The organism is Frateuria defendens (assembly GCF_001182895.1).
Classification (GTDB): Bacteria; Pseudomonadota; Gammaproteobacteria; order Xanthomonadales; family Rhodanobacteraceae; genus Frateuria_B; species Frateuria_B defendens.
Window position 1 is genome coordinate 1 of the sequence record NZ_LFQR01000131.1, and the last position, 10,661, is coordinate 10,661.

A 10,661-nucleotide genomic window follows, 5' to 3' on the forward strand; every position below is an offset into this window, starting at 1 on the left:
GCATCCATGCCGGCCACCCTTCGGGCTTTTCCATCCCTCCCTCGCCGCGCCCCAGGGGCCCCGGAAGAGCGGCGCACATCCGTGTGCGCACTCTTGATGCGCTCGCTGCGCGAGCGCCGAAGGTGCGGGCTTTTCGCACTTTGCTCTTGGGGGCCCCTATGCGGCAGTGAGGCTCGGACGATCAGGCCCGCAGGGGAGTCGGCATGGATGCCGGCCCTTGCCGCAACGACGAACAAGAGCAGAAGCGAGCGCCCCCATCCAAAGCACCAAGAAAGCCAACCCCGCTATGGTGCCCCCGCACCACACCTCGTAGCGCCCCCCGGCACGCCGCGAAATCCCCGCACTTGCGTAACATAAGCCCCTTTGCCGGGCTCCGAGCAGAGAAATCCATGGCCGAAACCCTGTTCGACGACGCGGCCGCGCGCCGTGCCTTCCGCTGGTTCATGCTGCTGGCGCTGGTGGTGCTGGCCGCCGGCCTCGGGCTGCGCGATCCCTGGCCGCCGGACGAGCCGCGCTTCGCGCTGGTCGCGCGGCAGATGGTGGAGTCGGGGCAGTGGCTGTTCCCGCACCGGGGCATGGAGTTCTACGGCGACAAGCCGCCGATGCTGATGTGGCTGGAGGCCGGCTTCTTCGAACTCTTCCGCAGCTGGCGCCTCGCCTTCCTGCTGCCGTCGCTGGCGGCGGGGCTGGGCACGCTGGCGCTGGTGTACGACCTCGGGCGGCGGCTGTGGAACGCGCGCGCGGGCCTGGCCGCGGCGGTGCTGCTGCTCTCGGCGATGCAGTTCGTCGGCGAGGTGAAGCACGCGCAGATCGATCCGCTGCTGATGTTCTGGATCACCCTCGCCAATTGGGGCCTGCTGCGGCACTGCCTGCGCGGCCCCGACTGGCGCGCCTACTGGCTGGGTTGCTTCGCGGCGGGGCTAGGCGTCATCACCAAGGGCGTGGGCGTGCTGGCCCTGCTGATGCTGGTGCCCTATGCGCTGGCGCGGCGCTGGGCATGGATTCCGCGCGAGGCCGCGGCCGGCGACGGCCGGCGCTGGGCCGGCGGCGCGCTGGCCTTCCTCGCGGCCGTCGCGCTGTGGCTGGCGCCGATGCTGATCACGGCCTACGGCCTGCGCACGCCCGACCACCTGGCCTACGTGCGGGACATCCTGTTCCACCAGACCGCCGACCGCTACGCCAACTCCTGGGCGCACGCGGCGCCGTTCTGGTTCTTCGTGCCGGTGATGATCCGCGACTGGTTCCCGCTGTGCCTGCTGTTCATTCCCATGGTCCCGCGCTGGCGCGAGGCGCTGCGCGGGCGCGACGCGCGCGTGCTGCTGCCGCTCCTGTGGTGGGCGCTGGTGCTGGTGTTCTTCAGCATCCCGCGCGGCAAGCGCGAGGTGTACCTGCTGCCGGTGCTGCCGATGGCGGCGCTGCTGATGGGCCCCTACGTGGGCAGCCTGCTGCGCACGCGCTGGCTGTCGCGGCTGGGCTTCGCGCTGGCGCTGGTCGCGGGCATGGCCTGGCTGGGCGGCGGGCTGTGGGCGCTGCTGGCGCACCCGAAGGTGGCACAGCGGCTGGCCGAGGGCTATGAGCTGGCCGAGGGCGGCCGCGGCCTGTGGCTGGCCGTGATCGCGGTGGGCGTGGTGTTCCTGCTCGCCGCCGCCGTGGGGCGTGTGCGCCATGGCGCGTGGGCCTTCCTGGGCGGCATCGCCGCGGCGTGGGTGGTGTGGAGCTTCGCCACCTATCCGCTGATGAACGCCAACCAGTCCACCCTGGGCGTGATGCAGAAGGCCGATGCGCAGATCGGCCCCGACGGGGAACTCGGCCTGGTGGCCTGGCGCGAGGAACTGCTGTTGCAGGCGCGCCGCCCGGCGGCGGAGTTCGGCTTCACCCGCGGCTGGCCGGAGCAGATGCGCGACGCGCTGGCCTGGCAGGCGCAGGCGCCGGGCAGGCGCTGGGTGCTGGTCAACGGGGAGGCGCTGCAGCCCTCGCTGTGCGTGGACCCGGCCAAGGCCGTGCGCGTGGGCGTGGCCAACCGCAACGTGTGGTGGATGTTCGACGGCTCGGCGGTGCTGCCCGGCTGCGTGGCCGGGCGCGCGGGCCAATAGCGCTCCACCGTAGACAGGGCATGGCGGCCTTGTAGGGGCGCGCTTTGCGCGCGACAAGCCTGCTGCGTAGCGGTGACGCCGCAACTCCGCGGTCGCGCGCAAGGCGCGCTCCTACAAGGCGAGCGCCGGCGTTCAGCCGCGCGGCGTGGCCCGCGTCCGCTCCACCATCCGCCGGAACTTGTGCAGTGTGCGCGCCGCGTTGTGGCGGCGGCTCATCGAGCAATGCGGGATGATGTTCTTCTCGCCGAAGCCGTCGATCATCACCAGCCGCGGGCCGCCGCGCGAATCCACGCCGTGGACCACGTTCCAGGCGTGCAGGTCGCCGGCGATCACGTTGTGCTCCAGCATGCTCGCCAGGAAGTCGTCCAGCGCCGCCTGCATCGCCGGGGTGAAGCCGTCGCGGCGTACCCAGGCGTCCAGCGTGGGGGCGAGGCCGCCGTCCGCGCCGCGCACCTTCTCCACCACCAGGCCGAGGCCGAGGTCGGTGTCCGCCAGGCCCGCCACGCGGGCCAGCGGCGAGGGGCGGTGCAGCGCGTAGTGGCGCGAGGCCACGTACTCCTTGAACTCGCGCACGAAGCCCGCATAGGGGCCGGTGCGCGAGCGCCGGCGGTACCAGGGCGCGTTCGTCCAGCGCTCGGCGATGGCGTCCTCGCGCATCACCTTCACCAGCAGGTCGGGTTCGGCCGGGTGCTGGAAGATGCGGCGCAGATGGCCGCTGGCGATCGGCGCGAGGTGGCGGAGGGCGAGCATGCGGAGACCAGGCAGGGGCGGAACGCACTATTGTGCGTCATGCCCTGGCGGCTGCCATCCCCGCGTCGAAGGTGGGCTGCGAGCTTTGCTCCTTCTTGCGGGGGAGAGGGGCATGCGTTTTCCCGGGCAGGAACGCCAAGGACAACCTTCCGCGCCAGAAAGCCAGGCAGAAGCCATTTGCGGTATTTTTGTATGTCGGGCGGAAGCGCGCGACGCCAGTCGGCACCGTTCGCCGTCGACCCATTTCCAGGCTGCGGCGCGTCAGGCACCCGCACCATCACCTTGCGGAGGCCGCTGCATGCGCCGTCTTAGCTGGCGTTTCTTCATCGCTTCGTTCCTGCTGCTGACCCTGAGCCGGCTCGGCCTCTCGTGGTGGCAGTGGGAGCGCGTGCGCGACGCCGGCGGGCTGTGGCCGGTCCTGCTCGGCGGCTGGCGTATCGACTTGAGCCTGCTGGCGATGCTCTGCGCCTGGCCGCTGCTGCTCTCGCCCTGGCTGGGCCATCGCCCGCTGGCGGTGCGCCTCACCGCGTACTGGTATCGCCTGTGGTGGCTGCTGCTGGTGCTGCTGGAAGTGTCCACGCCGCAGTTCATCGCCGAATACGACACTCGGCCCAACCGCCTCTACTTCGAGTACCTCAACCACCCGCGCGAGGTCTCGGCGATGCTGTGGCACGGCTACAAGGGCGTGCTGTTCGCAGGCTTCGCGGTGCTGGCGCTGATCGGCTGGCTGGGCTTCAGGCTGCTCGACTGGCGCAGGCTGGACGCGAAGATGCGCCTGTGGCTGCGCGTGCCGGCCACGGTGGTGGCGTTCGCCGTGCTGTTCCTGGCCGCGCGCGGCACGCTGGAGCACCGTCCGCTCAACGCCGCGCAGGTGGCCTTCAGCAGCGACAGCATGGTCAACACGCTGCCGCTCGACTCGCTCTACAACGTGGCCAACGCGGTGATCGCGATGAGCAGCGAGCGCTCCGCCTCGGCCGTCTACGGCAAGATGCCGGAGGCCGAGATGCAGGCGCTCGTGCGCCAGAGCGCACTGCTCGACGGCCCGCCGCTCGACCCCGAGTACCCCAGCCTGCATCGCCAGGAGGCCAGCGCCAAACCGGCCGAGCCCTACAACCTCGTGATCATCGCCGAGGAGAGCCTGGGCGCGCAGTTCGTGGGCAGCCTGGGTGGGCGCGACCTCACCCCCAACATCGACCGCCTCGGCAAAGAGGGCTGGCTGCTGGCCCGCACCTACGCCACCGGCACGCGCTCGGTGCGCGGCCTGGAGGCCATCACCACCGGCTTCCTGCCGACGCCGGCGGAGGCGGTGCTGAAGCTGCCACGCAGCCAGCGCGGCTTCTTCACCATCGCCGAACTGCTCGGGCGGCAGGGCTACCACTCGCGCTTCATCTACGGCGGCGAGGCGCACTTCGACAACATGAAGGGCTTCTTCCTCGGCAACGGCTTCAACGAGGTGATCGACCAGCCGCTGTTCGACGTCAAGCCCGGCTTCGTCGGCTCCTGGGGCGCCTCCGACGAGGACATGTTCAACGAGCTGCACCACCGCCTGATGCAGGACGAGCAGGCCGGCAAGCGCAATTTCACGCTGGCCTTCAGCGTCTCCAACCATACGCCGTGGGAATACCCCAAGGGCCGCATCCAGACCGTGGGCGACCCGGCCAGCGTGGACAACAGCGTGCGCTACGCCGACTGGGCCATCGGCCGCTTCTTCGACCAGGCGATGAAGTCGCCGTACTGGAAGCACACCGTGTTCCTGCTGGTGGCCGACCACGACGCGCGCGTGTTCGGCGCCAGCCTGGTGCCGGTGCGCCACTTCCACATCCCTGCGCTGATCCTGGGTGCCGGCGTGCCGGTGCAGCGCGATGAGCACATCGTGAGCCAGGTGGACCTCGCCCCCACGCTGCTCTCGCTGATCGGCGTGAGCAGCGAGCACCCGATGCTCGGCGCCGACCTGACCAGGCACTACCCCGACCGCGCCATCATGCAGTACGGCGACAACTACGGTTACCTCAAGAACGACACCCTGCTGGTGATGGAACCGCACAAGCCCGCCGAGGCGTTCCACTACGAAGTGGCCGGCGAGAAGCTCACGCCCGAGCCGGTGCCGCCGGAGCTGGCCAAGATCGCGCTGGCGCATGCGCTGTGGCCGAGCTGGGCCTACCTCCACGAGCGCTACAGGCTGCCGCCGCCGAGAGGCGTTTCTGCGAATGAGGCCGGCCAACGCGGTCCTTGAGCCTGCTGCGCCGGCGTGGAGCCGGGTCTTGGGGCATGAATGCCCTGGATGGGGTGAGGCGCAATGTGCGATTCGCAAAATATATGCGCCGTCATTTCAATGGCATAATTATTTGCGTTTTCGCAGCTAAAACTTACTTATTGACAGCGCTGCTTCCAATAAGCCAAAAACAGTTGCCCACAGCGTTTTCCGGATCGAGAAGGCGAGAGGCAACTTGTCGGATGCTTGGCAGGGAGCGGGCTGGTGTCGAGGCTTTTCAGGCAGGAAGTTCTGGAATCGCGCCGAGGCGAATGGCTCGGTTCCATCGTCGTGGCCGCACCGCCTTCCCGCTGGATGCTTGGCGCCTTGGCCTTGGTGCTCGCATCGGCGCTGCTGCTGTTCCTTTTCTTCGGCCACTACACGCGCCGCGAAGCCGTGGCGGGGCAATTGGTTCCCAGTGCCGGCCTGCTCAATGTCGTGGCGCCTTCGGCAGGCTTGCTTGCGCGGCTGAGCGTGCGCGACGGGCAATCCGTCAAGGCTGGCGATGTCCTGTTGGAATTGTCCGGCGATCAGGACAGCGCCGTGCTGGGCGATACGCGCGCCCTGGTCGGCCGGCAGTTGGAAACACAACGCACACGCCTGCAGGCCGATCTGGACGACCAGCAGGCATTGGCTCGACAGCAGGCCGAGGCATTGCGGGCAAAGACAGTGCTACTGCGCGGGCAACTCGCCCAGGTCCAGGGCCAGGCTGCTCTGCAGCAACAGCAGGTGGATAGCAATCAACAGTTGTTGAACCGCATTGAGCCTTTAGGCGCCAAGGGCTACATCTCGGCTTTGCAGATCCAGCAGCAGCGCGCTGCGGTGCTGGATGCCCAGGCGCAACTCAAGACGCTGGTGCGCCAGCAGCTCGATCTGCGCCAGCAATTGGATGCCGCGCAGCGTTCACTGGCGCAACTTCCCCTGGACATGGCTGGCAAGCGCAACGACACCGAGCGCCAGCTGGCCTCGGTCGCCCAATCAATGGCGCAGAACGAGATGCAGCGCGCGGTGGTGTTGCGTGCGTCGCGCGATGGCGTGGTGGCTTCCTCGCTGGTGCGGCCAGGGCAAATGGTGAGCGCGGGGCAGGCATTACTGTCCCTGCTTCCCGCTGGATCGACGTTGCAGGCACAGCTTCTGGTGCCCAGCCGCGCCGTCGGCTTCATCGAGCCGGGCAGCCGGGTGGTATTGCGCTATCGGGCTTTTCCATACCAGAAGTTCGGCCAGCAATACGGCCGCGTGGCGGATATTTCACGCAGTGCCCTGTCGCCCTCCGACGTTTCATCCCTGGTGGGCCAGCAGGTGCAAGAGCCGCTTTATCGAGTCCTGGTGGACCTCGACCGGCAAAGCGTCATGGCCTACGGCAAGGCCGAGCCGGTGAGGCCGGGCATGGCCGTGGACGCGGATGTGCTGATGGAACGGCGGCGGCTGGTGGAGTGGGTATTCGAGCCGCTCTACGGCATCAGGCATCGGATGGACGAGGCGGCGCATGGCTGACGGCACGCAGACCAGGGCGCCGGCAGCCGACGCGCACGCTTCACGCCTGCAGTTCGGGTGGTCGCGCCGGCTGCCCATGATGTTGCAGACCGAAGCGGCAGAATGCGGTCTGGCCTGCCTGGCGATGGTCGCGAACTACCATGGCCACGATGTGGACCTGGCCGGCATGCGCCGGCGGTTCGCCACGTCACTCAAAGGCATCACCCTGGCGCGTCTCATAGCGATGGCCGGGCAGCTTGGCTTGAGTGGCCGCCCCTTGAAGCTGGACCTCGACGAACTGCGGCAGCTGCGCACGCCCTGCGTACTGCACTGGGGGCTCAACCATTTCGTCGTCCTCAAGCGCGCCACCGCGAGCGGCATCGTCATCCATGACCCGGCGCGGGGCATCCGGAAACTGGGCATGCGCGAGGCGTCCGAGCAGTTCACCGGCGTGGCCTTGGAACTGTCGCCGGCGGTGGATTTTGCGCCGGTCCGTGAGCGCCAGGCCGTGTCCTTGCGTACGCTCACCGGCAAAGTGCGCGGCCTGATGCCGGCGCTCGTGCAGATACTGCTTCTGGCGCTGGCCCTGGAGGTATTCGCGCTGGCCGCGCCGTTCTTCCTGCAGTGGGTGCTCGACCAGGTATTGGTATCGGCCGATCACGACTTGCTGACGTTGCTCGGCCTCGGCTTCGGTGCATTGACCATCCTTTCGGCCCTGTTCACGGCGACACGTTCCTGGGCCGTCACCTGGCTCGGTGCGACGCTGAACGTGCAGTGGGCCAGCAACCTGTTCAGCCACCTGATGCGCTTGCCGTTGGACTGGTTCGAGAAACGCCACGTGGGCGATGTGGTGTCGCGCTTCGGCTCTATCCAGGCCATCCAGAAGACGCTTACCACCCAGTTCGTCGGGTCGTTGCTGGACGGTTTGATGTCGCTGGTCACGCTGGTGGTGATGGCCTTCTACAGCGTGTGGCTGACCTTGCTGGTGTTTGGTCTTTTCCTGGCTTACGGCGTGGTTCGCTGGCTGTGGTTCGGCCCGCTGCGCCGGGCCAGCGCGGAACAGATCGTGTACGCCGCCCGTCAGCAGAGCGAATTGCTCGAATCCATCCGCGGCGCCATGCCGGTAAAGCTGGCCAACAAGCAGGACGAGAGGTCGATGCGCTACGCCAACGCCACCGTGGCGGCGGTCAACCGCGACGTGTGCATCCAGCGCCTGGGCATCGCCTTCGCACTCGGCAACCAGTTGATGTTCGGGCTGGGGCGGATCGCCCTGATATGGATCGCTGCCTCCCTGGTGCTGAAGAACACCTTCACGGCCGGCATGCTCGTGGCCTTCGCTGCCTATGCCGACCAGTTCACCAGCCGCTCGGCGGGCCTGATCGACAAATGGGTGGACTTTCGCATGCTCAAGCTTCATGCCGAGCGAGTGGCGGATATTGCGCTTACTGCACCGGAGCCTCGCGCCGAAGCCGCCTGGACAGGCCCGGCGCCAGAGGCCAGCGTGGAGCTGCGCAATGTCAGCTTCCGCTATGCCGAGGGCGAGCCGTGGATTCTCAGGAACTGCAATCTGCGTATCGAGGCAGGTGAGTCGGTGGCCATCGTGGGGCCAAGCGGCTGCGGCAAGAGCACGTTGGCCAAGCTCGTGCTAGGCCTGCTGGAGCCAACCGATGGCGAGGTGCTGTTCGGCGGCATCGACATTCGTAAGCTAGGTTTGGATACCTACCGTCAATGGGTAGGTGCGGTGATGCAAGATGACCAACTTTTTGCTGGTTCCATTGCTGACAACATTAGCTTTTTCGATCCAACAGCATCAATAGAGCAGATCATGGCGGCGGCAAAGATGGCGGCCATTCATGAGAGCATTGCTGTCATGCCGATGGGATATCAAAGCCTGGTTGGGGACATGGGTTCAAGTTTGTCTGGAGGACAAAAACAGAGAGTGATTTTGGCCCGCGCATTGTGCCGAGATTCAAGGCTGCTTGTGTTGGATGAGGCGACCAGTCATTTGGATGTAGCATGCGAGCGTAATGTCAGTACTGTTGTGCAGCAACTTAATGCCACACGCCTCATTATTGCTCATCGGTCAGAGAGTGTCGCGGCAGTGCACGGGGTGGTGCGTTATGTGGGAGAGGGGCGCTTCAGTGCCTCCAATTTTTCTCGATGACTTGGATTGATTTAAAAATTATCTTAATAAGCCGATGTCGGAGCGGCAGAAATTCCGGCCACTTAGCAAAGGGAGTAATTGTTATGCGCAACATGTCAATGCAGGAGATCAATGCTGTCTCGGGTGGTCTTATGCAGGCCCCATTCAGCGTTGAGACGTTTGGCTGTGCGGCTGGCGCTCTGGCGGGATCCGAGTTTGGACCGATCGGTGGTTTTGTTGGCTGTCTGGGCGGGGCTGCAATAGGTAACTATGCTGCGGCTGGTTACGGCAGTGATGCAGTTGGCTACATGGATTACGGTATTGGTGTGGGTGCTTTCTAGAGTATTAAGGCCCCTTGTCTGGACAAGGGGCCTTTTCCGGAAATTAACTGGGAGGCGGGTAATGGATAGGATTAAGTATTTAATATTTGCCGTGATGCTTGTCTTGCTTTGTTTTTTCGTTTACGCGCCCCTTGCGCGCCTTGTTGCACCTGGGTTTTGGGTCTTTGTTATGGCCATCCTGGTTGGCTTGACCGTATGGATTAGAGATACTTTCTTCTGGCGGAAGTAGTAGTCTTCATTTTGTGATAACTATTGATTGTTGATTGTTGATTGTTGGCGCAGACCTCGATTGACGACTTTTAGCAGGCTGTTGAGAAACCTCGGCACGTCGCTGCGGACATAGCCGCTCTCAATCACTGACCGCCCGATTCGATGCGCAGCCCCGACGTCCAGCCGCTTGGCATGTTCTCGTATGTCTCGGTCGAGGATCGAGTGCCCGTGGACCATCCGATCCGCAAGCTGCGGGTGCTGGTGGACGCGATCCTGGGCGAGCTCGATGAACTGCTGGCGGCGCGCTATGCCGCGTGCTGCAGGTGGTCTACAGCGTGCGCAGCGAACGGCTGCTGATGGAGCAGCTCAACTACAGTTGATGTGATTTCTGGAGGCATGATGGCATCTGGAGCGTATGGGGCGCTCTCCGGCATTCTTTGGGGAGCAGCTGAAGGCGCGGGAGCACTTGGTCTCGAAGCAATGGTCGTACCCGGAGTGGGTACGGCTTTAGGCGGTTTTCTTGAAACCGGGGCGGCCGTTATGGCTGCGGCGGGCGGCGTCGCGTATTTGACTGGTGATTGAGCTTATTGACTAAAGTTGGCTTATGATCATTGCTGGCGCCTCGGAGTTGCGAGGCGCCTTTATATGGGGCGAGGCAATCTTCCTGATGGGTACTAGGGTTGGTGCAAAGCCTTTGAAGAGTTGGGCTTTTTAAGGCGTCGATAAGAAAGTTTCGTTGTCCAGTGGGGTGGGGTTGGCCGATATTTGTAAGGAGTGTATATATGATAGTCGTGAATAATGGGAGGGCCTTTGGGTGTACGCCTTTTTTTCCAGGCGTGCTTTCCAATGGAAGGGCATTTAAAGTGGTGGAGTTGGGCGCGGCGAGGCGGTATGCGGTGTGGTGTGTGGCTATCCATCTTTTTTTTATTTTTGCGGGAATGGTTGAAAGGGGTGATCCTGTTTTCATAAATAATTGGAGTGCCATGATTCTATTTTATGTCGTAGTTAGGATTGTATCCAGGAGGAGGGTGTTGATTAATGTGGATGACAAGGTTTCGCTTTCGCTGGCTCCGGTCTCAATTTGGCTGGATCATTTTTCATGCTTTATAATGTTGTTGTTTTGTTTATTGGTCACCAATAATTATTTCATGCCGCCCTATGGATTTATTAAAATAATATCTGTAATTAGTGTTGTTGTCGTGCTGACCGTGGGGCTTTCGCCGGCCTGGAGTTATTTTTTGTATAAAAAACGGGTTGCTCATAAATCTTCCTGATTAGCGTCGAACCTCAGTGGCAAGTCGCGTGATTTGCGACGGCCGCGGAGGATGCTGAAGCCATGTTCACGACGGGAGTGTGAGTCATGGCGATGAATCGTGTGCAGTTTCAGAAGGGCCTGTCGA

Annotated in this window: 8 protein-coding genes; 7 read left to right on the top strand and 1 reads right to left on the bottom strand. The window is 64.2% G+C overall.

The genetic code is table 11. The features are described 5' to 3' along the window. Positions 1–389: 389 nt before the first annotated feature. Positions 390–2,093, top strand: a complete 1,704-nt coding sequence (locus tag ACH65_RS15365; RefSeq protein WP_049623499.1) for an ArnT family glycosyltransferase — start codon at positions 390–392, stop codon at positions 2,091–2,093. 132 nt (positions 2,094–2,225) lie between these two features. Here the strand turns inward: ACH65_RS15365 and ACH65_RS15370 are convergent, their stop codons facing one another. Further along, on the bottom strand, positions 2,226–2,843 hold the full coding sequence (locus ACH65_RS15370) for a YrbL family protein (protein ID WP_049623500.1): 618 nt from the start codon (positions 2,841–2,843) through the stop codon (positions 2,226–2,228). Positions 2,844–3,141: 298 nt separating this feature from the next. Between ACH65_RS15370 and ACH65_RS15375 the strand changes: the two genes are divergently transcribed. The 6 genes from ACH65_RS15375 (at position 3,142) to ACH65_RS20000 (ending at position 10,535) form a co-directional block, all read left to right on the top strand. Beyond that, entirely contained in the window at positions 3,142–5,076 is a 1,935-nt protein-coding gene (locus ACH65_RS15375; protein WP_049623501.1) for an LTA synthase family protein, read from the top strand. Between the two features lie 243 nt (positions 5,077–5,319). Next, positions 5,320–6,588 (top strand): HlyD family secretion protein, encoded by a 1,269-nt coding sequence (locus ACH65_RS15380; protein WP_237561541.1) that lies wholly within the window; start codon positions 5,320–5,322, stop codon positions 6,586–6,588. Further along, on the top strand, positions 6,581–8,731 hold the full coding sequence (locus ACH65_RS15385) for a peptidase domain-containing ABC transporter (protein ID WP_049623502.1): 2,151 nt from the start codon (positions 6,581–6,583) through the stop codon (positions 8,729–8,731). Before ACH65_RS15380 ends, ACH65_RS15385 begins: the two co-directional genes overlap by 8 nt. Continuing rightward, complete coding sequence (locus ACH65_RS19995; protein ID WP_153242630.1) at positions 8,728–9,051, top strand: hypothetical protein; 324 nt, start codon at positions 8,728–8,730, stop codon at positions 9,049–9,051. Before ACH65_RS15385 ends, ACH65_RS19995 begins: the two co-directional genes overlap by 4 nt. Before the next feature lie 372 nt (positions 9,052–9,423). Further along, positions 9,424–9,618, top strand: coding sequence for a hypothetical protein (locus ACH65_RS18490; protein WP_053096282.1), 195 nt, complete (start codon positions 9,424–9,426; stop codon positions 9,616–9,618). Positions 9,619–10,043: 425 nt separating this feature from the next. Then, positions 10,044–10,535, top strand: coding sequence for a hypothetical protein (locus ACH65_RS20000; RefSeq protein ID WP_153242631.1), 492 nt, complete (start codon positions 10,044–10,046; stop codon positions 10,533–10,535). The last annotated feature ends 126 nt before the right edge of the window (positions 10,536–10,661 follow it).